Annotated in this window: 20 protein-coding genes; 12 read left to right on the plus strand and 8 right to left on the minus strand. The window is 59.2% G+C overall.

Annotation, left to right across the window (positions count from 1 at the left end; translation table 11 throughout):
- Window positions 1–58: 58 nt before the first annotated feature.
- Together F757_RS33040 and F757_RS33045 are read right to left on the minus strand one after the other, a co-directional pair.
- Entirely contained in the window at window positions 59–2,020 is a 1,962-nt protein-coding gene (locus tag F757_RS33040; protein ID WP_232221362.1) for an integrase, read from the minus strand.
- Entirely contained in the window at window positions 2,017–2,565 is a 549-nt protein-coding gene (locus F757_RS33045; protein ID WP_232221363.1) for a hypothetical protein, read from the minus strand. Before F757_RS33045 ends, F757_RS33040 begins: the two co-directional genes overlap by 4 nt.
- Window positions 2,566–3,676: 1,111 nt before the next feature.
- Here F757_RS33045 and F757_RS0105520 point away from each other — a divergent pair.
- From F757_RS0105520 to F757_RS0105545, 6 genes are all read left to right on the plus strand, one after another.
- Complete coding sequence (locus F757_RS0105520; protein ID WP_027210544.1) at window positions 3,677–5,515, plus strand: type I restriction-modification system subunit M; 1,839 nt, start codon at window positions 3,677–3,679, stop codon at window positions 5,513–5,515.
- On the plus strand, window positions 5,512–6,885 hold the full coding sequence (locus F757_RS33050) for a restriction endonuclease subunit S (protein ID WP_035466350.1): 1,374 nt from the start codon (window positions 5,512–5,514) through the stop codon (window positions 6,883–6,885). The genes F757_RS0105520 and F757_RS33050 overlap by 4 nt, the downstream gene beginning before the upstream one ends.
- Window positions 6,886–6,918: 33 nt before the next feature.
- Window positions 6,919–10,032, plus strand: a complete 3,114-nt coding sequence (locus tag F757_RS0105530) for a type I restriction endonuclease subunit R (RefSeq protein WP_027210545.1) — start codon at window positions 6,919–6,921, stop codon at window positions 10,030–10,032.
- 127 nt (window positions 10,033–10,159) lie between these two features.
- Complete coding sequence (locus F757_RS34905) at window positions 10,160–10,462, plus strand: DUF4031 domain-containing protein (RefSeq protein WP_084530736.1); 303 nt, start codon at window positions 10,160–10,162, stop codon at window positions 10,460–10,462.
- 74 nt (window positions 10,463–10,536) lie between these two features.
- Window positions 10,537–11,601: a thymidylate synthase gene (locus F757_RS0105540; RefSeq protein ID WP_027210546.1), complete on the plus strand. Its 1,065-nt coding sequence runs from the start codon at window positions 10,537–10,539 to the stop codon at window positions 11,599–11,601.
- 31 nt (window positions 11,602–11,632) lie between these two features.
- Window positions 11,633–12,574 carry an alpha-glutamyl/putrescinyl thymine pyrophosphorylase clade 3 protein gene (locus F757_RS0105545; protein WP_027210547.1) on the plus strand — a complete coding sequence of 314 codons (942 nt, stop codon included), beginning with the start codon at window positions 11,633–11,635 and terminating at the stop codon, window positions 12,572–12,574.
- Here F757_RS0105545 and F757_RS0105550 read toward each other — a convergent pair.
- From F757_RS0105550 to dnaA, 5 genes are all read right to left on the minus strand, one after another.
- On the minus strand, window positions 12,571–13,671 hold the full coding sequence (locus F757_RS0105550) for an ImmA/IrrE family metallo-endopeptidase (RefSeq protein WP_027210548.1): 1,101 nt from the start codon (window positions 13,669–13,671) through the stop codon (window positions 12,571–12,573). The two genes, F757_RS0105545 and F757_RS0105550, sit on opposite strands and share 4 nt — an antisense overlap.
- On the minus strand, window positions 13,661–13,996 hold the full coding sequence (locus F757_RS0105555; protein WP_027210549.1) for a hypothetical protein: 336 nt from the start codon (window positions 13,994–13,996) through the stop codon (window positions 13,661–13,663). The genes F757_RS0105550 and F757_RS0105555 overlap by 11 nt, the downstream gene beginning before the upstream one ends.
- Before the next feature lie 458 nt (window positions 13,997–14,454).
- Window positions 14,455–16,926, minus strand: a complete 2,472-nt coding sequence (gene gyrB / locus F757_RS0105560; RefSeq protein ID WP_027210550.1) for a DNA topoisomerase (ATP-hydrolyzing) subunit B — start codon at window positions 16,924–16,926, stop codon at window positions 14,455–14,457.
- Between the two features lie 113 nt (window positions 16,927–17,039).
- Window positions 17,040–18,143 carry a DNA polymerase III subunit beta gene (gene dnaN, locus F757_RS0105565; protein ID WP_013337655.1) on the minus strand — a complete coding sequence of 368 codons (1,104 nt, stop codon included), beginning with the start codon at window positions 18,141–18,143 and terminating at the stop codon, window positions 17,040–17,042.
- A gap of 225 nt (window positions 18,144–18,368) precedes the next feature.
- The gene (gene dnaA, locus F757_RS0105570) at window positions 18,369–19,988 is read right to left on the minus strand and encodes a chromosomal replication initiator protein DnaA (RefSeq protein ID WP_027210551.1); all 1,620 of its coding nucleotides are present in this window, start codon (window positions 19,986–19,988) and stop codon (window positions 18,369–18,371) included.
- 383 nt (window positions 19,989–20,371) lie between these two features.
- Between dnaA and rpmH the strand changes: the two genes are divergently transcribed.
- The 4 genes from rpmH to yidC all read left to right on the plus strand — a co-directional run bounded on the left by rpmH (window position 20,372) and on the right by yidC (window position 23,119).
- Window positions 20,372–20,506: a 50S ribosomal protein L34 gene (gene rpmH, locus F757_RS0105575; protein ID WP_004198824.1), complete on the plus strand. Its 135-nt coding sequence runs from the start codon at window positions 20,372–20,374 to the stop codon at window positions 20,504–20,506.
- Between the two features lie 74 nt (window positions 20,507–20,580).
- Window positions 20,581–21,087 (plus strand): ribonuclease P protein component, encoded by a 507-nt coding sequence (locus F757_RS0105580; protein WP_051376692.1) that lies wholly within the window; start codon window positions 20,581–20,583, stop codon window positions 21,085–21,087.
- Window positions 21,088–21,199: 112 nt separating this feature from the next.
- Window positions 21,200–21,430, plus strand: coding sequence for a membrane protein insertion efficiency factor YidD (gene yidD, locus F757_RS34910; RefSeq protein ID WP_006050604.1), 231 nt, complete (start codon window positions 21,200–21,202; stop codon window positions 21,428–21,430).
- A 30-nt stretch (window positions 21,431–21,460) separates the two neighbouring features.
- Window positions 21,461–23,119, plus strand: coding sequence for a membrane protein insertase YidC (gene yidC / locus F757_RS0105585; protein WP_027210553.1), 1,659 nt, complete (start codon window positions 21,461–21,463; stop codon window positions 23,117–23,119).
- Window positions 23,120–23,248: 129 nt separating this feature from the next.
- Here yidC and F757_RS0105590 read toward each other — a convergent pair whose 3' ends face one another.
- The gene (locus F757_RS0105590; protein ID WP_027210554.1) at window positions 23,249–23,656 is read right to left on the minus strand and encodes a transcriptional regulator; all 408 of its coding nucleotides are present in this window, start codon (window positions 23,654–23,656) and stop codon (window positions 23,249–23,251) included.
- Between the two features lie 371 nt (window positions 23,657–24,027).
- On the opposite strand from F757_RS0105590, the gene mnmE reads away from it, so the two are divergent.
- A complete protein-coding gene (mnmE, locus tag F757_RS0105595; protein WP_027210555.1) occupies window positions 24,028–25,422 on the plus strand; it encodes a tRNA uridine-5-carboxymethylaminomethyl(34) synthesis GTPase MnmE in 1,395 nt (464 codons plus the stop codon).
- Window positions 25,423–25,591: 169 nt separating this feature from the next.
- Entirely contained in the window at window positions 25,592–26,803 is a 1,212-nt protein-coding gene (locus tag F757_RS0105600; RefSeq protein WP_027210556.1) for a tyrosine-type recombinase/integrase, read from the plus strand.
- The last annotated feature ends 100 nt before the right edge of the window (window positions 26,804–26,903 follow it).

Below are 26,903 nucleotides of genomic sequence, written 5' to 3' on the forward strand. Positions count from 1 at the left end.
ATCAATAGGTCTCCGCTGTTACGGTCCAGCAGGGGAAGCGGGGACACGTCGTCGAACATTAGCCAGTGGCCTGCGCTGCGGAGGACGGCAAGTCTGGCGCGCTGCCAGGCTTGCCGGCAGGTGCCGGCGGTTGCGGGACCGGATGTCTGGCTGCGCGCTCGACGGCCTTGGCTTCCTTTTCGCGACGGGTTGTTTCGCGGTTACGCTCGTGCTTGCCCGGCTTCTTTCGCCTGGTTGAGTGCGAATCAGCGACGACCTGCTCGCGCATGTCAGCGTCGAATTTTTCAGCCTGCGGTGCCGACGTGAAAGATGCTTTGTGTTTTTTCAACTTATCCTTCGCGTCAGCGAACGACCAAGCCGGCGTTTCCGGCCTCAGGTGCTCGAATGGAAGCGTGATGACAGGGAAGTCGTCGCCTTCGTAAATGTAGATGTGCCGGAAATCGTCCGGGTTGAAGAGCACGTGCAGGAATTGATGCTCCCCGTATTTCTCGAGCAGAATCGAGATGTCATCGTCCTTATAGTGCAACCCAGCTATCGTGATGCCGGTCTTTCGACTGAGCCTGCACGGCTTGTGTTCATAGAGGGTCGCCAGCCATTCCGAGCGTGACGGCGGAAGCGAAATGGCGAAGCATGACGCCTCAAAATGCTTCCAGCGTTCCGCCGGCGTATCGCCGGAGACAAAATCCTCCAGTACAACATCCCACTGCAGGCGCTCAAGCGGTTTGTGGACCCACTTCTCGTAGTACCACCGGACAATCCACCGCTCCAGTTCCTCCAGCGTCATCAGCTCATCACCGAGCGCTATGGGGTCACGCTTTCCATCTACTCCGTCCATACGCGTACAGCCACCCAGTCCCTCAAGAGCAACCTTGAGCGACTTGTTCAAGCGCTCAATAAACGGCTTTTCTTGCGGATTTCTTGATTTGCAGTGTTTAACGTCCGTGCCAAGCTTCTCCAGATTCTGGATGCGGCTGCCCTTGGCTTCAGGACCGTTATCGAAGATGAATTGGCCCGGCGTGCCGCATACGTTCATGTCGTGGTCGATGGCCAGCTCCTCAAACCGCTTCACCTTCATGGCGGACATGTACATCGCGGCACATGCGAGCGTGTCAGCGTCCACGGGAGCACCGACAACGAGGCGCCAGCCAAGCGGATAGCTCGTACAGCAATCAATGGCATGGACCAGATATATCCAGCTGGTAACGCCGGCCGGCGCCAGCGCCACGAACGGAAGATGAAGCGCATCCTGTTCAACCCGCTCGAAGGGCAACTCGGCACGAATGCGTTTTTTCGCGAGTGACTTCGCAGCACCGACATCTCGAGCCAGCATCCGGCCGCCTTCGATGTCCGTTGTGACGAAGCGCTCGATGGTCTTCTTTACATATCGGGCACTAATCGGCGCGTGGTTCTCCGGCACGTATGTGCCGCGGACTGAGCGGTCGACATAATCGGTCAGTCGCGCCAGAGACCAGCGGGACATCGGCACAAGAAAATGCTGTTCTGCCGCCGTGCATATCGCGTTGACGACTTCCGCGGAGTAGCGCGGCATCCGGTTACCTTTGTTTCTGTTCCCGCGAATCATCGGAAGCCCCGACAAGTCGTACTTCCGGTACCGGTACATCGTCGATTGCGGTGGGAATGGCGGTGATTCTGGAGATGCGTCCGCGTTATAAGCCTCTTCAGCGACCCTGTACGCCTGAAGAAAACTGAGGCCTCGCTGCTTCTGGACGGCCTTGATACGCTGCATCACATCGAGCAGAAACCGGTTTCGCTCGTGCAGCGCTGCGTCGTCAGGCTGTGCCGCATGACTGAATCGCGGTTTGCCGGGACGAAGAACTGTCAGCTTGCCGACGTCAAGGTCACCGAGGACGGACGCTACGCTGACATACCTGTCCTGCAGTTTGTCGGCATCGAACACTTTGATGTGTCCGTCCCTCGGTTTGGGGTCAAGGACTTCCAGATACGCGTCGTGATTCCCCGGTGGCGCGAGCCGGTCATGAAGGAGCAATGTACGGCTCATTTTTCGACTCCCTCCAGCAGGCAGAGGTGGTCCAGGTCGCCATACGCGAGGGACAACTCAAGCGCGCCGCAGATGGTGTGATGCGCGACGTCTGCGCTGAGCACGCCACTGACCAGAAGGACCGGAATCAGGCCGGGCGGCACCGCCAGGTCCGAGCACAGCGCGCGCAGCAGGACCGGACCACTCGCGCAGCGACGTGTGACGCGCTCGACGAGTTCGTCGGTCAGGTACGCACGAACCTGATGGGTGGCCTGCTTGAGCATCCGCGAATTCATCCGAACGGGATGAGCGGCGTTCGCGGGAAGGACTACGGTGCGCAGGGGGTAGCCATTGGCAGCCAGAATCGAACGGGCGCGGGCGACCTTGGCCCAGTAGACGTCATCTCCCTGGAAGCCTTCGGTCTTGACCTCGACCGCATTGTGCAGGCCGTCCTGCCAGTCGATACTGAAATCGGCCGTGTACAGCTTCGGCCCCGGCACATCGCGATGCCTGTGCCACGCGTCGCGTACGGCCTCCCGTGTGAGCAGCAGACGCTGGTCAATCAAATCGACGCAAAACGGTTGCGGCTGAAAGGCCCTGACACGCGGGTCAACGGCGAGAAGATGGGCGACGAATCGCTCGGCATCCGATTCGACGATGAGATGGCCGTCTGCCTTTTCACAGTGCGTGCCAAGTTTGGCCTTGCCGTACGTTGACGCGGTGTGACGGATGCCGGTGTTGGCCGAGTTCAGACGGCCGCGACGGCATAGGACGGGGCTGCGCGGTTCATGGCGCGCCTCCGTCTTCGTTGCGTTGCCAGCAGGCGCCCGGCTCGTGGAACGCGGTGCGCGGGGCGAACCTATTACCGGCGGGCCAGTACGGAAAATTTATAGAGCGGTTCGTGTTCAGCATCATGCAGTCAATCAATGTCTCGACTGCATCGCTTACGGCGGGATTTATACGAAATTTAGCGGGTGATCGAGCGACGTTACGCGTCAAATGACTGGGGCCGACCGACATGCGGAGCGTTCTTCCCGCGAAATTATTTTTCGCGTTACGTCGTTGTAACGTCAACGTTACAAGGCGTCGAGAGTCGGAATTGCGGCGCGTGACCTGGCCCGTACGAAGACCGGAAAAGAACGCGCGGCAGGCGGCCGATTCAGGGCATCGAGCCTTGCCGCGTCTGTGGCCGTGACGAACTGGGCGACAGCCGGCGTCCTGACCCAATTTCCGAGCGGGGGTCCTGGCTGCCCATTGCCGCCCGTCGGAAACGACACTAACATCCGTCGAACCGGCGATAGCAGAAACGCGATGCTCCGCCTCGCTCCGCCTGAGACCTCGCCGCAGCCTCCAGAAATTGACCTGACCCATCGCCCGCTCCCGCGTCGTACCCTCTCATAAATAGGGCTCGACCGCGTGTACGGCAAACTACGAAGACAGGTTCATTCTCAAAACTGCACGCCAGCATTGCGCTGACGCCCGTTTACCTTAGGAAAAACCGGGGGGATTTTCAAGCTGGAAGGACGATGCCCCCCAAGATAGTTCGCCACGCTCATCCCGTGCCATCGGAACTCGCCCCCAATGCCGGCACCGTAGGTAAAATCCGTCCCACGTGACTCCACTTGCGATTGACGCGATGGTCGATATACACATACCTGCCGCACCCCTACGGAAACCATGAACCATCAGGCGCTTTCCTCCTTTATCTGGTCCGTTGCAGACCTGCTTCGCGGCGATTACAAGCAGTCTGAATACGGCAAGGTCATCCTGCCGTTCACCATACTGCGCCGCCTCGACTGCGTGCTCGAAGCCACGAAGACAAAGGTGCTGTCCGAACTTGTCACCATCAACAAAACCGGTCTGAACCCTGACCCTTTTCTGCGCAGGATTACCGGGCAAGCGGTGTACAACACGTCGCCACTGGACCTGGTGAAACTGCTCGGCGACCAGGACAACGTCCGGAAGAACCTGTTCGACTACGTCGCGGCGTTCTCGCCCGATGCAAAGGACATCTTCGAACGCTTCGACTTCCACACGCAGATTGAGCGCCTAGCCAAGGCGGACCTTCTATATCTCGTGGTCGAGAAATTCGCGAACATTGACCTGCATCCCGAGGTCGTCGACAACACCCAGATGGGGCTGGTTTTCGAGGAGCTCATCCGCAAGTTCGCGGAAATCTCGAATGAGACCGCCGGGGAGCACTTCACGCCGCGTGAGGTCATCCGTTTGATGGTGAACCTGCTATTCATCGAGGACGACGACGTGCTGCAACCCGGCAATGCGGTCGTGCGCACAATCTATGACCCGACTGCGGGTACGGGTGGCATGCTTTCCGTCGCGGGTGAGTTCCTGCTTGAGCACAACCCGGCCGCGCGCCTGAACATGTTCGGCCAGGAGCTGAACGACGAGTCCTATGCCATCTGCAAGGCCGACATGCTCATCAAAGAGCAAGACGTCGGAAATATCGTGACCGGCAATACACTGTCCGACGACGGACATGCGGCGCGCAAGTTCGACTACATGCTGTCGAATCCACCGTTCGGTGTCGAATGGAAGAAGGTCGAAAAGGCTGTGCGGAAGGAGCATGAGGACAAGGGCTTCGATGGCCGCTTCGGCCCTGGCTTGCCACGGGTTTCCGATGGTTCCATGCTGTTCCTGCTGCATCTCATCTCGAAGATGCGACCGGCTGTTGATGGTGGCTGCCGCTTTGGCATCGTGCTAAACGGTTCGCCGTTGTTCACCGGCGGCGCCGGCTCGGGCGAGAGCGAAATCCGCCGTTACGTGCTGGAAAACGACCTGGTCGAAGCCATCGTGGGCCTGCCGACCGACATGTTCTACAACACGGGCATCGCGACGTATGTGTGGATTCTGTCGAACAAGAAGCCGGCAGCCCGTAAAGGCAAGGTGCAGCTCATCGATGCCAGCAGCTTCTGGCAGAAGATGCGCAAGTCGCTCGGCAGTAAGCGCAAGGAAATGTCGGACGAGCAGATTGCTGACGTGACGCACCTTTTCGGTGGCTTCGTGGAGGCGCAGCTAGCGACCGTGTTTGATGCCGAAGGCAAAGAAGTCGCTCGTCACATTCTGCCGGCGGGCGAGCAGGTTCCAGAGGTCAAGGCTGGCCAGACAGTCAAGCTCGCGCCGATTTCGCGCATCTTCAAAAACGAGGATTTCGGCTACACGACCATCACGGTCGAACGGCCGCAGCGTGATGAAAAAGGCGAGATTGTGCTCGGCGTGAAGGGCAAGCAGAAAGGCAAGCCGCAGGCCGATAGCGCGCTGCGCGATACCGAGAATGTGCCGGTTTCCGAGGACATTACCGCGTACTTTCAGCGCGAGGTACTGCCGCATGCGCCGGATGCCTGGATTGACGAAGACAAGAGCAAGGTCGGTTACGAGATTCCGTTCAACCGGCATTTTTATGTATTCGAACCGCCGCGCGACTTGCATACGATTGACGAGGAGCTGAAGGCTGTGTCTGCCAATATCATGAAGATGCTTGAGGAGCTGGCGGAATGAGTTTGCCCATGTATCGCGAGTATCGGGACATTGGTTCTCAGTGGCTCGGCGCCGTCCCTGCACATTGGTCCGTAAAGCGGCTTCGCTTTGTTGTTGAACTGAACCCGTCCAAATCCGAGCTTGCCAAGCTGCCGAAAGATACTGAGGTCTCGTTTCTGCCAATGGAAGCCATTGGCGATGATGGCTCTTTGAATGTCGAAAAGACACGTGCACTTCAAGAAGTCGAGACCGGTTACACATATTTTCGCGATGGCGACGTCACTGTCGCGAAAATTACCCCTTGCTTTGAGAATGGCAAGGGGGCTTTGATGGCCGGATTGCTGGGCGGCATCGGCTTTGGGACAACGGAACTCATTGTTGCTCGACCCAAATCCGGTCAGGTGTCTGCGAAATTCCTGAACTGGATATTCCAGTCTCCGGGGTTTCGAAAGCAAGGGGAGGCCTGGATGTATGGCGCAGGAGGCCAAAAACGGGTTCCCGATGATTTCGTACGGAATTGCCTATGGTGCTTCCCCCCGTTTACGGAACAGGAAGCTATTTCTGCATTTCTCGACCGCGAAACGAGCAAGATTGACGCCCTAATTTCCGAGCAGGAAAAGCTCCTCGAACTGCTCGCCGAAAAACGTCAGGCGACCATCTCGCACGCTGTTACGCGTGGGCTGAATCCGGATGTGCCGATGAAGGATTCGGGCGTAGCGTGGCTGGGGCACGTTCCCTCGCATTGGACTCTCAAGCAACTTCGACACATAGCGAAGATTGTGCGGGGAGCGTCTCCTAGACCTGCAGGCGACCCATTATTCTTCTCTAATGAAAACCATGGAAATGGCAATTTGCCGTGGGTAACCGTAGCCGAAGTCACTAAGGATGACACATATTTCCTCGAAACAGTATCGGAGTACCTCACTCCTGACGGAATTCAGAACAGTCAGAAGTTCGAATCTGGAACGGTAGTTTTCACCAATAGCGGTGCAACGCTGGGAGTTCCCAAGATACTTAAAATTGATTGTTGCGCAAACGATGGAATTCTTGCATTCAAGAATTTGTCGCGAGACGTTGAGCCTTTGTTTCTCTATATGTTCTTGAGTACCACGACTGAACGGCTTAGGACCGAGATGAAACAGGGTGGTGGGCAGCCAAATTTGAACACAGATATTGTTAAAGGAATTGTATTCGCGCAACCTTCAATTAATGAACAGCGTTCCATCGTTAGTTTTATTCAAGACGAATTGAAACGACTGGATTCACTAAAAGCTCAGGCATTTCGCGCGATTGAACTGCTATCGGAACGACGCAGTGCCCTGATTTCCGCCGCCGTTACCGGCAAAATCGACGTTCGCGAGCATTCATCGGCCCTAGCGGTCGCAGCCTGAAACAGACAAAAACGAAGCAGCCCCGGGGATAGAATGAGCAACCTGCACCAGGAACATCATTTCGAGACGGCCATCTGTGAACATCTGGCGCAGCACGGCTGGCTGTACGAACAAGGTGATGCCGCACCGAATTACGACCGGGCCAGCGCGCTCTATCTCCCCGACCTGCTCGCGTGGGTTGAAACCACCCAACCGGATGCCTGGCAAACTCTGACCAAGAACCATGGCTCGACGCTGACCACGGTGCTGGCCGAGCGCATCCGCAAGAACATGAATGAGCGCGGCACGCTCGACGTGTTGCGCCGTGGTGTTGAGATGCTTGGCCTGAAGCAGCCGCTCTCGCTCATCCAGTTCAAGCCTGCACTCGGCCTGAACCCAGAAATCCAGAAGCTCTACGCCGCCAACCGGCTGCGCGTCTTGCGGCAGGTGCGTCACTCGCTGAACAATCCGCACGACGCCATCGACCTCGTGCTATTTGCCAACGGCATCCCGGTCGCGACGGTCGAACTGAAATCTGACTTCACGCAAAGCGTCCAAGATGCAGTCGACCAGTACCGCTTCGACCGCAATCCGCATCCGAAGGGTGGTCTCGCTGAGCCTCTGCTCGGATTCCCGGGCGGCGCGCTGGTGCATTTCGCCGTCAGCCAGAGCGAAGTACAGATGACGACGAAGTTGGAAGGCACTAGCACTTACTTTCTGCCATTCAACCGCGGCAACCGGGGCGCGGCCGGCAATGCGCCGAATCCGAAAGGCTACGCAACGGCCTACCTTTGGGAAGAAGTCTGGGCTCGCGAGAGCTGGCTCGAAATTTTGGGCCGCTACCTCATCGTCAAGCGCGATGACAAGAAGCAGCCGAAGAGCGTCATCTTCCCTCGCTATCACCAACTCGACGCTACCCGCAAGCTGGTCGCCGACGTATTGCAAAACGGTCCCGGCCAGCGCTACCTGATTCAGCACTCGGCTGGCTCCGGCAAAACGAACTCGATTGCGTGGACCGCGCACTTTCTTGCCGACCTGCACGATGCCGCGAACGACAAGCTGTTCGACAGTGTGCTCGTTGTGTCGGACCGCACGGTACTCGACGCCCAGTTGCAGGAAGCGATTTTCGATTTCTCGCGCACGACCGGTGTTGTGGAAACCATCACCAACGAGAACGGCAGCAAAAGCGCGCTGCTCTCGCAAGCTCTGAAGGGCGGCAAGAAAATCATCGTCTGCACCATCCAGACGTTCCCGTTTGCACTGCAGGCTGTGCAGTCGTTGGCCGCCACCGAAGGTAAGCGCTTCGCCGTGATTGCCGACGAGGCACATAGCTCACAGACCGGCGAAGCAGCCTCCAAACTCAAGCAGCTTTTGTCCGCCGAGGAATGGGCCGACCTGCAGGACGGTGGCGAAGTTGATACCGAAGCGCTGCTTGCGGCACAGATGGCTAGGCGTACGGGTAGCGCGGGCCTGACCTATGTTGCGTTCACGGCAACGCCCAAGCAGAAGACGCTGGAGCTGTTCGGCCGTCCGAATGCCGATGGCCCGCCCGAACCGTTCCATGTGTACAGCATGCGCCAGGCCATCGAGGAAGGCTTCATTCTCGATGTGCTGAAGAACTACACGACCTACAAGCTCGCGTTCAAGCTGGCCAACGACGGCAAGGAATACGACGAGAAGGAAGTCGAGCGCAGTGAGGCCATGAAAGGCATCATGCAGTGGGTTCGACTCCATCCGTACAACATCAGCCAGAAGGTCCGGATTATCGTCGAGCACTACCGCGAGAACGTCCAGCCGCTGCTGGATGGCAACGCGAAGGCGATGGTCGTTGTCGCGAGTCGGAAGGAAGCGGTTCGCTGGCAGAAGGCCATTAGGGCATATATCCAGCAGCAGAACTACCCGCTCGGCGTCCTGGTCGCATTCTCCGGTGAAATCGACGACCCGGAAAGCTATCCGGCACCCGTCACCGAGACGAGCAAGGACCTGAACCCGGGCCTGAACGGTCGCGACATCCGCGAGGTGTTCGCGAAAGCGGAATACCACCTGCTCCTGGTTGCCAATAAATTCCAGACGGGCTTCGACCAGCCGCTACTGTGCGGCATGTACGTCGACAAGATGCTCGGTGGCATTCAGACGGTGCAGACGCTATCGCGCCTGAACCGCGCGCATCCCGGCAAAGACACTACGTACATTCTCGATTTCGTCAACGACGCCGACGAAATCCTGAAGGCGTTCAAGACCTACTACGAGACAGCCGAGCTTGAAGCGAAAACCGACCCGCATCTTGTCTATGACCTGCGCGCCAAGCTAGACGCCAGCGGCCATTACGACGACTTCGAAGTGGACCGGGTCGCGAAGGTCGAGCTCGACCCGCAGGGCACTCAGCAGCAGCTCAGTGCCGCGATTGCACCCGTGGCCCAGCACCTGCTGACGAAATACAAGATGGCCCAGCAGGCCCGCGCCGCAGCGATTGAGCAGAAAAATGCCGACGCCGAACAGGCAGCCAAGGACACGCTCGATGCGCTGGTGCTGTTCAAGGGCGACATGGGTACGTTCGTTCGCCTGTATGCCTTCCTGTCGCAGATTTTCGATTACGGTAATACGGACATTGAGAAGCGCTTCCTGTTCTACAAGCGTCTGATTCCCCTGCTGGAATTCGGACGCGAGCGCGATACCGTTGACCTGTCGAAGGTCGTGCTGACACACCATAACCTGCGCAATACGGGCAAGCGCACGCTCGACCTGAAGCAAGGTGAAACGCCGAAGCTCCCGGCGATGGACGAGGTTGGCACTGGCGCGGTCCAAGATAAGGACAAGGTCCTGCTCGATGAGATTATTCAGAAGGTAAACGGGCTGTTCGAAGGCGAACTGACCGACGACGACCAGTTGGTCTACGTCAACGGCGTTATCAAGGGCAAGTTACTCGAGAACGAAATGCTGGTGCAGCAGGCCGCGAGCAATAGCAAGGAGCAGTTCTCGAATTCGCCGGACCTAATAAAGGCCATCACGGATGCCATCATCGATGCGTTCGATGCACACACCAAGATGAGTACCCAGGCGCTCGGCTCGCAGCGGATTCAGGACGGCATCAAGGATGTGTTGCTTGGGCCTGCGCAGCTATATGAGGCATTGCGTGCACGACACGCGGGTCCGCGCAACACCGTGTGACTACCATAAGATACGGAGGGTGTGATGTACGTAACCAGAATATGGCAGCGTCAATGCCATAGTGATTTCGAGTATCATCCTCGGAGTAGTAGGGTAAAAGTAAAAGACTTTCTGTGAGGAAGAGACTTTGGCGGTCTACGTAGACAACGCTCGAGTAACGTGGCGTGGCCGCCAATGGTGCCATTTGGTTGCCGATTCGCTTGATGAACTGCACAGATTCGCAGACTCCTTAGGATTGAAGCGTGGCTGGTTCGAGGCTCAAGCGTCATTACCGCATTACGATGTTACTGTCGAAGTCAGAGACGTAGCTCTCAGTCGGGGCGCGATGCAAGTCGACCGACGCACGCTCGTTTTGCGCGGTCGCCAATTGAAGCTCGAACTCCAAGAATCGCTCGCAAGAGCAGGCTCTCAGCTTCGGCTGTTTGACTGAGCTTCGGGTTTCGCATCGTCTTAACTTCCGCGGTTCCGCCGGCGATAGACCACGCCCAGCGTGCCGTTCTTGCTATGTACCTGACCGCAGAAACAATTGACGATTTGCTCCGGAAGGTCTATGGGCGCTTGCTGCGGAAACGCGGTTCAAACGAAATCACCCCGACCAAAGGCTCTACGACCGAGATTTATGGCGCGTTACTCCTTCTAAGAAATCCCCGAGCACGACTTAGCCAAAGCGAACGAAGAAACACTTTGTTCAGTTGCTTGGGAGAATTTCTTTGGTATCTCGCCGGTAGCAATGAACTGGATTTCGTCCAATACTACATAAGCCGGTATAAGGAGTTTTCCGACGACGGGAAAACCGTATTCGGTGCTTATGGCCCGCGCCTGTTTGGCCCGACTAGCGGCAGCGACCAGGTACAGAACGTTATAAAGACCCTTCGCAATAGCGAATCTTCACGCCGAGCTACCATACAGCTCTTCCACGGCGACGACCTTGCAGCAAACCTCGTGAAGCGGCGCGAAGACCTACCCTGCACCTGCACACTCCACTTCACCATTCGCAATCATCAACTACATACGATGGTGATGATGCGTTCCAACGATGCATTCAAAGGACTTCCGCACGATATTTTCGCGTTTACCCTTTTGCAGGAGCTAATCGCTCGTTCGTTGGGCGTCGAGGTTGGACAGTACAAGCACGCGGTCGGCAGCCTTCACCTTTACACGTCCGACATCCAAGCGGCCCACGACTACCTTGCCGAGGGCTTCCAAGAGAGCGTTTCGATGCCTCCAATGCCAGCTGGTGACCCATGGCCCGCAGTCACAAAGCTGCTGGCGGCCGAGAGCGCCATTCGGCTCGGAGCAAGGCCCGCGGTAGCTGGCCTAGACCCGTATTGGGCCGACCTTGTCAGGCTATTGAAGATTTTTCGGTACTCTCGCGCCAGCGCGCGCAAAAATCAGCGTGACATGCTCGACGGCATCAAGGAACAAATGACCACGGATGTCTACGACATCCACATCCAGAAACGCAAGCAACTCGCACCGTCGACAGCACCGGCAGAAGGACAATTGCTGTTCAATACTGCTGAGCTAGATGCTCAACAGCCGGTGAATAAAGATTCCAATCAGCGGTAAGCACCAGTACCCAGACCAAGACGGGCCAATCATGAAAAATCCCTTGCTCGCGAACCCGGTACTCGCGAAGAAACTGGACCAGACGCTGGGCGCTTATCGCGTCAACGGCAAGACACTTCCAGGCATTCCGTCAGCAGCTGAGCGTGATGCGTTGGTCGCACAGATGGTGGATAGCGTCGCGCGCATCAACTATGTGAGGATGATTGCAAAACGCCATATCTCACGGGAGCGACTCAACCCTAAAAATATCAAGATGTTCGACCCATTGCGGGCCGCTATCCTGCACATGCGTGACGGAAACGAGGACGAGGCGTTCTGGTTGGTCTTCCTGTTTGTGCATTGCGGGAAGCATCTCACCAAGGGCTATGGCCTGCTCCGCATGGTCTATGGCGCACTCGACGACGACTTCGTCTGGACGTGGGAGCGATTCACCCAATACCCGAATGATTTTTCGGTTTGGCTGGGCCAACATATGGACACCATCTTGCAACGGCGACGGGAGTTTCCGTTCGGCAATCACCGGAAGTACGAGAGCATTGAACAGCTCGATGTCGTCTTGGCCAGCTATGCTGTATGGATTGCATCGAACAACTCACATCGACAGTTCATTGCCGCCGCCAAAGCAAAAGTTGGAGACAATCCAAAGGTGTTGTTCGACTATCTGTATAAAAACATGGATGCAGTGCATCGATTCGGCAGAACCGCCAAGTTTGACTATTTGACCATGCTTGGGAAGATTGGCCTGGTTGACATCGAACCGCCTGTCGCGTACTTGGTGCACGCAACAGGTCCAGTGCGTGGCGCCCGCTTGTTGTTTAGCGGAGCAGTCGACAACAATGCCCTTTCGAAGCAAAGGCTCGAACAGCTATCGGTCGACTTGGAGGCCACCTTGGGTGTTGGTATGCAAGTCATTGAAGACTCTCTCTGCAACTGGCAAAAGTCGCAAGCGCAGTACGTGCCATTTCGTGGCTAGTCTTGCTTCCAGCTATACCTGTTTTTCAAATTATTGTAGCTCCGTTGGCTGACCAAGCCGCGGAACTGCATCTGTCCAACCACGATGCCATACGATACCCCGGCGTCGCGTGCGAGCCGCATTATGCCCTTGAGCGATTTCGATGCCGCAGGCAAACGTGCCTGGAGGTCGGGGGGAATAAGTTGCTCCGTCGCGAATTTATTTGCCTCATCCTCTTGAGGAGACATGGGGCCGTCCGATGTCTCGAGAATCAGTAAATCAGCATCCCAATGTAAGACCAGGTGTCCAGCTTCATGGAAGAACGAGAACCAAAATTGGTCATCGCTCAGGTAACGAAGTGACAGGAGCAGCACTGCTTTGTCTGGGCTGCAAAAAAAGGTCGCACCGCTCGCGCGGCATCCCTTGGGGGCCTTCACAATGACGACTGCAACACCGACTTCGGCACACAGCTGCTGAAGCTTTGGCAGAAAATCTGAAGGATGCGGTATATCGGTTAGTGCACGAATCTTTGGGAGCTGCGCCTCAAACAGAGCAGGACTCCACTTTTTACACTCAATCTTCTCCGCTTGCAGTTCACCCAGGCGTATCCACGCTGTAGTTGCTATTGCATCCTCGGCGAACGTGTCGCTTGTACGAAAGGCGGCCGCCCCCTTCGTATCGGAGTACGTCCGACGCCAAGCAGCTAGGTTCGGAACATCGAAGAATGCGAGGCACCGGCGAAGCTTCTCACGCTTGTCCTTGGTCGGCTCAATCCAACCGAGCTCTTGCATTTGCTTGAGTGGAAGACTCTTAAGCCATGCCTGATACTCGTAGTTATCCGGGTCAATGCCGTCGTTCAGCTCAGCCAGCTGCTCTCGATACTGTTCCTCGCGACGCAACCAGAAACCAGCAGACGCGCCAAGCTCAGCCGCAAGACGCGTGGCAATATGTGCCGTGAGAACATGCTTTCCCTGCAGAAGACTATCGAAGTCGTCCTCGGACATATCGACTACACGCGCCAAGTGCGTCGAGGCAATACCCCGCGACTTCATCAAATCGCTGATGGTCGTGCCTGGCGGCAGCGCCCACATGGGTGCGAAATCGGCTTCAGCTCTCATTGGCACGCTCGATAGATAGGATTTTCACGCGTGTCACCTGCGCCCAGTCCAGTACTCCTCCTGTGCCAGGAGGCAGACGATTGTTGGCCACCGCAAACAGACGGTACCCGCCGTCGATGGGAATGACAATCCTGTCATGCGCTGTCTCATCGAATTTGCCAAAGCCCCATTCAACATATTTAAGCGGAGAATCCGCCGCGCGCAAGTCCGCCAGCCGGCTATGAATCGCCCGGCCAGCGACCTCCCCGTACTTTCGCTTCGCCGAAATCGGGCTCTCACACACCGTTCGGAGCTTCTCGTCTTGAAACGACAGTTTTATGGGCATCGTATGGACTATGCCGGCGGCCGAGAAGCTGGCCAGCCTACGTAACGCTTCGCGTAGAGCGCGTCATCGTCTTTATGGATTGCGACCTCTGCGGAACTGCGAGCTATCGGCCCGAGAACCCTGGTGCAGGCTTTAGTTTTGGGAATCTATCAACAATCCGCTATAGAACGGTGAACGCGGTGCACAGAAAAAGACACTGCGATGTCCCGGACTTTGTCGGAAATTTTTATGTGCGCGCCCAGAGCGCCGAAGGGCACGAGCGAGGCGATGATGACCCAACCGGTTATTGCTGCGGAAGCTGAAGGAGCAACGGCCGCCTCTCTCGAGACGGCCGTTGTTCGCTTTAGGCGGCTTGTGCGACAATTTCATTAACTAATGCTATCGAGGAAATCATCCCCATAAATTTCTCACGTTATGCGTCCGTTTTTCTCGGGATATGCGTCCGTCTACAAGCCCCCTCAAACATCAATATTCCCCGCCCTCAACGCATTAGACTCAATAAACGCCCTTCGCGGCTCCACATCATCCCCCATCAGCGTCGTAAAGATCCCATCGGCCGCAATAGCATCTTCAATCTGCACGCGGAGCAATCGACGCACAGCCGGGTCCATCGTCGTCTCCCAAAGCTGCTCGGGATTCATCTCGCCCAAGCCCTTATAGCGCTGCTTGGTAATATTCCGGTCGGCATCGGCCAACAGCCACTTCATCGCAGACTTGAAGTCGCTCACCGCCATGCTGCGCTCGCCACGCTTGATCACTGCGCCGCCGCCAATCAAGCCCTTGAACGTATTCGCGGTATTCACCAACTGCTGATAGTCGGCAGTCAACTGAAACTCTTCGTCGAACACGGAGATTTTCTGATTCCCGTGATGCGTCCGCGCAACCTTCAGCGAGCGCAATTCGCGCACCGGGTCGTACATCGGAGTCACAGTAACCTCAGGCTTCAAAGCATCATCGCGTAGCTTTGCCTCCAGAGCTTTTGCCGAAGCCTCGGCCGCCGCTTCGCTGGAGAGGTCGATCGCCACCCCATCCATCACCGCCTCCAGCGCGCCGGCGTCATACAAGCGGCTCAACCGGTTCACCACAGCCTGCGCCAGCAAATAGGCCCGGGCCAACTCGCCGAGCGCATCGCCTGTAATCGGCGTCGCATTCTCCGAAGGCACCAACTCCGAACCCTGCAGCGCGAGCTTCAGAATGTGAGCATTGACCTCGGTCTCATCCTTCAGATACCGCTCGTCTTTGCCCGCCTTGATCTTGTACAGCGGCGGCTGCGCGATGTAGATATACCCGCGCTCGATCATCTCGGGCATCTGCCGATAGAAGAACGTGAGCAGCAGCGTGCGGATGTGCGCGCCGTCCACGTCAGCATCGGTCATGATGATGATGCGGTGATAACGCAGCTTCTCGAGGTTGTAGTCTTCCTTGCCGATGCCGCAGCCAAGCGCCGTGATCAGCGTCACGATCTGTTCCGAAGACAGCAGCTTGTCGTAGCGCGCTTTCTCGACGTTCAGCACCTTGCCGCGCAGCGGCAAGATTGCCTGGAATTTGCGGTCGCGGCCCTGCTTCGCCGAGCCGCCTGCGGAGTCGCCCTCCACGATATAAATCTCCGACTTGGCCGGATCTTTCTCCTGGCAATCCGCGAGCTTGCCGGGCAAACCGACGCCGTCCAGCACGCCCTTGCGGCGCGTCATTTCGCGTGCCTTGCGGGCCGCGTCGCGCGCGCGAGCCGCGTCGACGATCTTGCTGCAAATGATCTTCGCGTCGTTCGGCGTTTCCAGCAGGAATTCCTCCAGCGCCTTCGCCACCACGTCTTCCACCGGCGCGCGCACTTCCGACGACACGAGCTTGTCTTTGGTCTGCGCACTAAACTTCGGCTCGGGCACTTTCACCGAGAGCACGCAGGAAAGCCCTTCACGCATGTCGTCGCCGGACGTCTCGACCTTCGCCTTTTTCGCGACTTCGTGATCGGCAATGTACTTGTTCAGCACGCGCGTCATCGCGGCGCGCAAGCCGGTCAGGTGCGTGCCGCCGTCGCGCTGCGGAATGTTGTTCGTGAAGCACAGCACGTTTTCGTTGTAGCTGTCGTTCCACTGCATGGCCACTTCCACGCCCACGCCGTCTTTCTCGCCGCTTACGTGGAAAATGGTGGGGTGCAGCACGCTCTTGGTCTTGTTGATGTACTCAACAAAACCCTTCACGCCGCCGACGAACGCGAAATCGTCTTCCTTGCCCGAACGCTGATCGGTCAGGCGAATGCGCACGCCGTTATTCAGGAACGACAGTTCGCGAATGCGCTTGGCCAGGATGTCGTAGTGATATTCGACGTTGCCGAAAATCGTTTCATCGGCCATGAAGTGCACTTCGGTGCCGCGGTTTTCGGTCTCGCCCACCACCGGAATCGGCGACACGGCCACACCGTCGATCTCTTCGATCACGCGGTTCTGCGGCACGCCACGGTGAAATTCCATGAAGTGCTTCTTGCCGTCGCGGCGAACCGTGAGGCGCAGCCACGCCGACAACGCGTTCACGCACGACACGCCCACGCCATGCAGGCCGCCCGACACCTTGTAGCTGTTCTGGTCGAACTTGCCGCCGGCATGCAGCTCGGTCATGACGATTTCGGCGGCGCTGCGCTTGGGTTCGTGCTTGTCGTCCATCTTCAGGCCGGTCGGCACGCCGCGGCCGTTGTCGGTGATCGAGATGGAGTTGTCCGCGTGAATGATCACCTGGATGTCGTTGCAATACCCGGCCAGCGCTTCGTCAATCGAGTTGTCGAGCACTTCGAACACGAGGTGGTGCAAACCGGTGCCATCCGATGTATCCCCGATGTACATCCCCGGCCGCTTGCGCACCGCCTCCAGACCTTCAAGGATCTGAATGGACGAGGCGCCGTAGCTGTTGTCGGGTTGCGTATTGTTCGTTTCAGTCATGGATTTTTTCCGGTTCTGCATTACTGCTGGGTTGCTGCTCGGGACTTTTCAAAACGCCATAAAAACGCCAAAGGGGCGCTGCGCCCCTTGGTGTGTTGCTGGTGTTGGACGCGTCAGATGCGCATCGGCATCACCACGTATTTGAATTCGTCGTTCTCGGGAATCGTGATCAGCGCACTCGAACTGGCGTCGCCGAGGCTCACTTGCAGCATGTCGACCTTCAGGTTCGCAAGCACGTCGAGCAGATACGTGACGTTGAACCCGATATCGACGCTGTCGCCGTCGTAAGCAATTTCCAGTTCTTCCTGCGCCTCTTCCTGGTCGGCGTTAGTCGACATGATCTTCAACTGGCCCGGCTCGATAATGCAGCGCACGCCCTTGAATTTGTCCGACGTCAAAATTGCCGCGCGTTGCAGCGAACGCTGCAGTTCTTCACGGCCAATCACGAACTGATTCTTGTGCGACTTCGGAATCACGCGCTGGAAGTCGGGGAACTTGCCTTCCACCAGCTTGGACACGAGTTCCACCTGGCCGAAGGTGAACTTCACCTGCGTTTGCGCGATGTCGATCTTCAGCGTGTCGTCGATGTCTTCGAGCAGGCGCTGCAGTTCGAGAATGGTCTTGCGCGGAATGATCACTTCCTGGCGCGCGAACGAACCTTCGATCTTCATCGACGAAAACGCGAGGCGGTGGCCGTCGGTTGCAACTGCCATCAACTGGTCGCCGTCCACCACCAGCAGCATGCCGTTCAGATAGTAGCGAATGTCCTGCTGGGCCATCGAAAAATGGACCATGCCGAGCAACTGACGGAACGTCTTTTGGGGAACCACGAGGCTCGCGCCGTAGTCTTTAGCTTGCGCGACCGTCGGGAATTCGTCCGCGGCGAGCGTTTGCAGCGCAAAGCGGCTCTTGCCTGATTGCACCGTCAACCGCTTGTCGTTCAGCGTGAGCGTGACCTGGCCGTCGGGCATGGCGCGCAGGATGTCGAGGAGCTTTCTCGCTGCCACCGTGGTCGCCACAGTTTCGCCGCCCACGCCGAAATCGGCGCGCGTGGTGATCTGCAACTCCAGGTCGGTTGACAGGAACGACACGTCAGGGCCGTTCTTGGTAATCAGCAAATTGGCGAGGATCGGCAACGTATGGCGGCGTTCGACAATGCCGCTCACGGTTTGCAGCGGCCTGAGGAGGTTATCGCGTTCGGTCTTGACCAGTTGCATAGAGTTCCTTCGTTGATATAACGGTCTGCGCGCCTTCGAGCCGTTCAAGGCATTCCCGCACGCAGCCGTGGCTCCCCGCCGGCGCCACGCAGCGCCTGTCACGGCGTGAATTCCGCCCGCGGCCGCGCCGGGCGGTTAAACCTGTATTGTGCCTGAAAAAGGAACCGCCTCACTAAATTGGGGGCGACTTCGGAAATAAACAGGTCGTTTTGCCACCCGCGCCGCTCAGCCCTTCAGCGTCTGTTCAAGCACGTGCAATTCGTGATTCAGCTGCGCGTCCTTGCTGCGCTCGTCGGCAATTTTGCGTACCGCGTGCAGCACCGTAGTGTGGTCGCGTCCGCCGAACAGTTCGCCGATTTCCGGCAGACTTTTCTGCGTCAGTTCCTTCGCAAGGTACATGGCGATCTGCCGCGGCCGCGCAATGTTGGCCGGACGCTTCTTCGAATACATGTCCGCGACCTTGATGCTGTAAAAGTCAGCCACGGTTTTCTGAATGTTTTCCACGGAAATCTGCCTGTTCTGCACGGTGAGCAGATCTTTCAGGGCTTCTTTCGTCAGTTCGATGGTGATTTCGCGGCCGTGGAACTTCGAGTAGGCGAGAATTTTCCGCAGCGCGCCTTCCAGTTCACGCACGTTGGAGCGCAAATGCTTGGCAACGAAAAACGCCACGTCTTCGTTCAGGCTGACGAATTCCGACTGCGCCTTGCGCATCAGGATCGCCACGCGCATTTCGAGTTCGGGCGGCTCGATAGCCACCGTGAGGCCGGAGTCGAAGCGCGAGATCAGGCGGTCGTCGATACCCGAAATTTCCTTCGGATACGTGTCGCTCGTGATGATGACCTGCGCCTTGTTCGCGACCAGCGCCTCGAACGCGTAGAAAAACTCTTCCTGCGTACGCGACTTGCCGGAAAAGAACTGAATATCGTCGATCAGCAGCAGATCCAGCGAGTGGTAGTAGCGCTTGAAATCGTCGAACGCCTTGCGCTGATACGCCTTCACCACGTCGGACACGTACTGTTCCGCGTGAATGTAGCGGATCCGCGCGCCGGCCTTGTCCATCAGCAACTGATTGCCGATTGCATGTATCAGGTGAGTCTTGCCAAGCCCCACGCCACCGTACAGGAAGAGCGGGTTGTACGAGATGCCGGGGTTGTCCGCGACCTGGATCGCCGCTGCGCGCGCGAGCTGGTTGGCCTTACCTGTCACGAAGTTGTCGAAGGTCAGAACCGGGTTCAGCTTGGAGCGCTCGTACATCGAGTCGTTGTCCCCCGAGCCGTTCGAGCTCGCGCTCTGGCCCGGACGCCATGTGCGGCGCGCCGCCGCGGCTTCGTTCGCGTCGAGGCTCGGCAAGTCGAGGTCGGCGGCATCTTCAGCCGCGGCGCGCGCGTTGGCGTTGTGCTCGGCTGCGGCGCGCGCGTTCGCGTTGAGATTTGCCATCGCGTTGTTCGCGCCGTTCGCGCGCGCGGCCTGCGCCGCTTGCACCGCGCCGACGGCTGCGTCCACGGCAGCGCCATTGCCGGCGCTACCGCCCATCGAATGGGGCGCGGAAACCGCGCGCGCCGGGGCGGGCGCCGCTGCCGCGGGCGCGCGCATGCCGGCTTTCGGGTCCAGCACGAATTGCACGTCGATCGGGGCATGCCAGAAATCGCGGGCCATATCCGCGATGCGGCCGGAGAACTGGCTCTTGACCCAGTCGAGCTTGAAGCGGTTCGGCGCGGCAATGCTGAGCGTGTTCGCAGCGGCGTCGAAGGCGACCGGGGCCAACGGTTTGATCCACGTCACGTACTGCTGGGGCGTGAGTTCACGCTCCAGCAATGCGGAACAGTGTTGCCAGAATTCGTTCATCAAGTTGCTGTCGTTATGGTGTGCACGGGGCTCGCCGCTGCCCCCGTCGCGCGCACGCAACAAGGCCCGGAGCAGCCAGGCGTAACAGCCCCAGGCGCTTGTGCCACAAGGGTTTGCGGGGCAAGCGAGCCGGAGCGGCGTGCATCATTTCTGGGAGGTAAGGCGAGATTCTAACGCCAAATCGGAGCCGGAAGTGAGTTATCCACAGGGACGGATCATCCGGGGCAGCACCCGTCGCGCGCCGGCGGCACCGGCTAAACTATTGACGGTCAACGAAAAACGGGTTTAAATAGCGGGTTCCGCGAAAACCAATTCAGCAAACCTCCGGCCATTGCGCTTTCAGCGATGATCGCGCGGTTTTTTTTCGATCAAGTGAGAGCAACATGAAACGTACTTACCAACCTTCCGTTACCCGTCGCAAGCGCACCCACGGCTTTCGCGTTCGCATGAAGACCGCTGGCGGCCGCAAGGTCATCAACGCACGTCGCGCGAAGGGCCGCAAGCGCCTCGCCATCTAAGGCAGGCGAACGGATTGCGCGCTCAGTCTGCGCGTGGCCAGCCCGTGCCGGGTTCGAATGTGCAAGGTTTGAACGTGTCAGATGACACCCGTGGCAACGCCGGCGGCAACACCCGCGGCAAAGCGGAACCGGCCGAGGCGGCGCAACAGGGCTCCGTACCGTTGCGAGCGCAAGCCGCCTTCCCCAAAGCCGCGAGGCTACTGAAAACGGATGAATTTTCATCCGTTTTTCGTTTGCGCCCCTGGCGCCGCACCGCGCATTTCGTCGTGTATGGGCGGCCCACCGGCAATGACGCGCGTCTGGGTCTCGTGATCGGCAAGAAGTATGCGCCGCGCGCGGCCACGCGTAATCTGGTACGTCGAATCGCGCGTGAGGCCTTCCGGTTGCGGCGCGCAGAGTTCTGCGGTTGGGACGTGCTGCTGCGCTTGCACACGCGCTTCGACAGGAAGGCGTTGCCTAGCGCCTCGTCGCCGCCGCTCAAGGCGCTGTGCCGCAGTGAGATCGAGGCGCTGCTCGACAAGGCAGCGCGTGAAATTGCCCGTCGTCAGGCGCCGCCCGCGGAAGCGCCCAGGACGGAATGACGCTCAGGTGACCGTCCGCTTTTTCGCGCGTGCCACCGTAGCTTCGGCGGCCACCGGCAACGGGCGTCGTCCGGTATTCCACGTTGCGCGGCGCCGTCCGGCCGCATGAGCCATGCAAACGGTACTTATCGCTTTATTGCGCTTTTACAAGCTTGCCGTGAGCCCGATGCTCGGCAACCGGTGCCGTTTTTACCCTTCCTGCTCTGATTACGCGCGCGAAGCAATCCAGTATCATGGCGCCGCGCGCGGGACTTATCTCGCCGCCAGGCGTATTTGCCGCTGCCACCCGTTTTCCGCGGGCGGCATCGATCTCGTCCCGCCTCCCACTTCTGAAAAGCGCTGACGCGCCGTTCCATCGACACTGAGACAACGCATGGATATCAAACGCACCGTCCTATGGGTCATCTTCTTCATGTCAGCGGTCATGCTGTTCGACAACTGGCAACGTGACCACGGACGCCCGTCGATGTTCTTCCCCAGCGCCACGCCGACCAAAACGGCCGGCAGCGCTGCACCGGGAACCACGACGCCGGGTACCCAGCCCGCCGATTTGCCGGCCACCAACGCAGCAGCGCCGGCCAACACGCCGGCAGCTACGCAATCGCAGCTCGTCAAGTTCAGCACCGACGTGTATAGCGGCGAAATCGACACTCGCGGCGGTACGCTGTCGAAGCTGTCGCTCGTCAAAGAGGGCGACGGCAAGCAGCCGGATCTCGTCATCACGCTGTTCGACCGCGCCGGCAATCACACGTACCTCGCGCGCACCGGCCTGCTCGGCGGCGACTTCCCGAATCACAACGACGTCTACACGCTGATGCCGAATCAGCAGACCGACCTGAAAGGCGATCAGAAGTCGTTCAACCTCAGCTTCGAGTCGCCGGTCAAGGGCGGCCTGAAGGTCATCAAGACCTACACGTTCACGCGCGGCAGCTACGTGATCGGCGTCGACACCAGAATCCAGAACGTCGGCACGACGCCGGTGAGCCCGTCGGTCTATATGGAACTGGTGCGCGACGACCAGCCGGTGGAAACGCCGCGCTTCTCGCACACGTTCATCGGCCCGGCTGTCTACACCGACCAGCATCACTTCCAGAAGATGACGTTCGGCGACATCGACAAGAACAAGGAAGACTACGCGAAGCAGGCCGATAACGGCTGGATCGCGATGGTGCAGCATTACTTCGCGTCGGCGTGGATCCCGCAGCAGGGCGTGAAGCGCGACATTTACGTGGAAAAAATCGACCCGGCTCTGTATCGCGTCGGCGTGAAACAGCCGGTTGCCGCGATTGCGCCGGGCCAGACGGTAGACGTCTCCGCGCGCCTCTTCGCCGGGCCGGAAGAAGAGCGCATGCTCGAAGGCATCGCGCCGGGCCTCGAACTGGTGAAGGACTACGGCTGGGTGACGATCATCGCGAAGCCGCTTTTCTGGCTGCTCGAAAAGATTCACGGCTATGTCGGCAACTGGGGCTGGGCGATCGTGCTGCTCACGCTGCTGATCAAGGCCGTGTTTTTCCCGCTGTCGGCCGCGAGCTACAAGTCGATGGCACGCATGAAGGCGATCACGCCGCGCATGCAGGCGCTGCGCGAGCGCTTCAAGGGCGATCCGCAGAAGATGAACGCCGCGCTGATGGAGCTGTACAAGACCGAGAAGGTGAATCCGTTCGGCGGCTGCCTGCCGGTCGTCGTGCAGATTCCGGTGTTCATCTCGCTGTACTGGGTGCTGCTGTCGTCCGTGGAGATGCGCGGCGCGCCGTGGATTCTGTGGATTCACGATCTGTCGCAACAGGACCCGTATTTCATCCTGCCCGTGCTGATGGCCGTCTCCATGTTCCTGCAGACGAAGCTGAACCCCACGCCGCCGGACCCGGTTCAAGCCAAGATGATGATGTTCATGCCGATCGCGTTTTCGGTCATGTTCTTCTTCTTCCCGGCGGGTCTCGTGCTGTACTACGTGGTGAACAACGTGCTGTCCATCGCGCAGCAGTACTACATCACGCGGATGATGGGGCAGTCGAACGCCAAGCCGGCCTGATCGCGGCCGGGCAAGACAGCGCGGCAGACGCCGCGCCAGCCGCCAACACCAGCCGCAAATACAAAGCCGCCCGGCTCGACGAACCGGGCGGCTTTTTTTGTCTGCCTCGCGATGCAAACAGTACCTCTGTTACTGTTCTTCGGTATCCTCACCGTAGAAGCGCACCACCATTTCTTCGACGAGAAACCGGTCCTTCGGCGTCAGAGACTGGATCTTCGAAGCCAGTTCGATGGTCTCCTGCGAGGGCGGATATTTCTCGCCGCGGGCCATGGGCCGGGCGCTTGCGCCAGGCGACGGTCCATAGTGAAGCCAATGCTCCTTCACGTTTAACCACTCCGCCAGCGTGCGCAACTTGTCGGGCTTGGGAATCGTCGTGCCCGTCAGCCACTTGTGAGCGGTTTGCGGCGTGACAGGACGGTCGCCGCGATAGCGGAGATTGAACTGCTCGGCGAGCTTGGTCCCGCCGCGAATTTTCAGCGGCTCCAGGCTGTCCTTCAGCCTCTTGGCGAAGGCGGCTTTTTCTTTGGGGGTCGGCATGGGCCAGATTGTGCAATTCTGCGTCCTCCCAGTTGACAACTGAACAGGCTCATGTTTAGCGTATTTGAGATAATTTTAGCTTGATGTGCCCGATACATCAGCGCTCGCGCCGGATGTCAAATTTTGCGAAAATTCCTTACGGAGCTTGAGCTGCAGCGGTTCACAGCTCGCGCCGAACGCCACTCGGTCCTAATGACGCAATCACAATCCTAGCTTGTCTAGGATCAATCTTATGTAGGTCGCAAAAATAGTGGGCGCGCATCCGCGACCAGTTCGCCGCCAAGCTGATGCCGGACCCCGCGTTACAATGCCCGGCGCCGCGGGCCTGAGCGCACGGCCTGCTCCAATCCTCCGATTTCGCCGCCCTCCACATGCTGACCACCGACTCCGATCCCATCGTCGCCATTGCCACCGCGCCCGGCCGGGGAGGCATCGGCGTGGTGCGGATTTCGTTCGGCCGCGCAGGCGAGGCCGCCGCGCAGCCACTAATGCAGGCGCTCACCGGCCAGGCGCTCGCGCCTCGCCACGCGAGCTACGTGCCGTTTCTCGACGGCAGCGGCAACCCGCTTGATCGCGGCATCGCGCTGTACTTTCCCGCGCCGCATTCGTACACCGGCGAGCACGTGCTCGAGTTGCAAGGCCACGGCGGCCCAGTCGTGCTGCAGCTCGTGCTGCAACGCTGTATCGACGCCGGACGCGCATTCGGTCTGCGGCTCGCCGAACCCGGCGAGTTCACCCGCCGCGCGTTTCTGAACGACAAGCTGGACCTCGCGCAGGCAGAAGCGGTTGCGGACCTGATCGAGGCGAGCACCGAAGCCGCTGCGCGCTCCGCGGGCCGTTCGCTCGACGGCGCGTTTTCGCGGGACATCCACACGCTGGTCGAGGAAGTGATCACGCTGCGCATGCTGGTGGAAGCCACGCTCGACTTCCCCGAAGAAGAGATCGACTTTCTCGAAGCCGCCGACGCCCGCGGCAAGCTCTCGCGCATCCGCGAGCGCCTCGCAAGCGTGCTCGCCGAGGCGCGCCAGGGCGCGCTGCTGCGCGAGGGGCTTTCGGTGGTGCTCGCGGGGCAGCCGAATGTCGGCAAGTCGTCGCTGTTGAATGCGCTCGCGGGCGCCGAGCTCGCCATCGTCACGCCGATCGCGGGCACCACGCGCGACAAGGTCGCACAGACCATCCAGATAGAAGGCATTCCGCTTCATGTGATCGACACCGCCGGCCTGCGCGACACGGAAGACGAAGTCGAGAAGATCGGCATCGCGCGCACATGGAGCGAGATCGAGCGGGCCGACGTGGTGCTGCACCTGCTCGACGCGCGTACCGGCATGACCGCCGAGGACGGAACGATCGCCAAGCGCTTTCCCGCTGGCGTGCCGGTCGTGCGAGTGCTGAACAAGACCGATCTGGTCGGCTTGCCGCCGCAGACTCGCGCGCTCGACGTCGATCTCGACCTCAGCGAAGTGCGCTTGTCGGCGAAACAGGGCGACGGAGTGAGCCTGCTGCGCGACGAACTGCTGCGTATCGCCGGCTGGCAGGCCGGTGCGGAAAGCGTCTACCTTGCACGCGAGCGTCATCTGATCGCACTGCGCGCCGCGCAGGAGCATCTCGCCACCGCCGCCGCGCACGCGGACCAGAACTCGCAGGCGCTGGATCTTTTCGCCGAGGAGTTGCGGCTTGCGCAGGACCAGCTCAACTCAATTACTGGCGAGTTCAGTTCGGATGATCTGCTCGGAGTAATTTTCAGCAGGTTCTGTATCGGCAAGTAGGGGACCTGCGCCGGAACCGTTTGGCCCCTTATAAAGGCCGTACATATACGCGTTCTTGGTTTCAGCCCAGGCCGCGTAGGCCACCGCTGTGGACCAACAATAACCAAATCTCTTGGTACACAGAGCACGGCAGTTTAAACTTGCGCTGTCGCTTACGAGCCCTCAGAGCATGCCCCGCCAAGCCGTCCCTCTCACCGAATCTCAGGTCCGCGCACTGCAACCGCGCGCCACCCGCTATAGCGTCGCCGACGGCAACGGCCTCGTGATCGAGGTAATGACGACCGGCACCAAGGTCTGGCGCTTCCGCTATTCGCTGAACGGCAAGCGCCAGCCGCTTGCGACGATCGGCGACTACCGGATGATTTCGCTACGAGTCGCGCGCGCCAAAGCGCAGAAGTACGCGGAGCTGGTCGCGCAAGGCATTTCGCCGGTCGCAACCGCGCGCCGCGACCGTGGCGCGGAAGCGAAAGCCGACCTGCTGCGCGAAGCCGCCGAACTCTACATGGCCACCGAAATGGCGGGAAAGTCCGACGAATATCGCCGCACGACGCGGCGCGCGCTCGACAAGGACATATTGCCCGCCATCGGCGGCCTGCCGGTGAAGAGCGTGACAGCGGAGCACGTCGTCGCTATCTGCGACAGCATTAAAAGCCGCGGCTCCCCGAAAATGGCGCTGCACACGCGCAACGTGATCAAACGCCTCTACGAGTACCTGATCGCACGGCAGCTCGCGACGGCGAATCCGGCGGAAGTGGTGCCCGCGCGCTCCATCGCCACCTTCGAGAGCCGCACTCGCGTGCTGTCCGGCGACGAGATCGGCACGACGCTGCATTCAATCGAAACATCCAGTATCCGCCGGCCGCTCAAGATCGCGCTGCATCTGCTGGTGCTGACCATGGTGCGCAAGTCCGATCTGGTCGAAGCGACGTGGGACGAATTCGATCTCGACCACGGGTTGTGGCGTATTCCGGCTGCGCGCCTGAGAGAGACGGCCGACCGCTCTGTCTACCTGTCGCGGCAAGCCGTGGCGCTGCTGCGTGAGTTGCATCGTCAGCGTGCCACCACAAGATTTGTCTTTCCGAGCGTTCGAGGCGACGACCGGCCCATCGCGAAAAGCACACTCAACCAGGCGGTGAAGGCGCTTGGCCTCGCGGTCGAGCATTTTGTTCTGCATGACTTCCGGCGGACCGCGTCGACTCATCTGCGTGAAATGGCGCGGCACGCACAAGAGGACAAAACCTCAGCGCAAACGCGACAAAGCGCGTCGCGAGGCGAGGCGCAAAGCAATGCGAGCGAACAGCGGCGAATCGCGCAGAGCTGGGCGGACTATGTGGGCGCCCAGCTTGACGCAGCGCGGACAGGAGCAACCTGCGACGACTGAGCGTTGGCGAAGCTCGGAGCGCGACGAAGCCGTCACGCAGCGCTCTTATTTTAGGTACACAGAACTAAGACCTCGCCTTGCGAACCTCTGTATTCACCTT

It is taken from the genome of Burkholderia sp. WSM2232 (assembly GCF_000472545.1).
Lineage (GTDB): Bacteria > Pseudomonadota > Gammaproteobacteria > Burkholderiales > Burkholderiaceae > Paraburkholderia.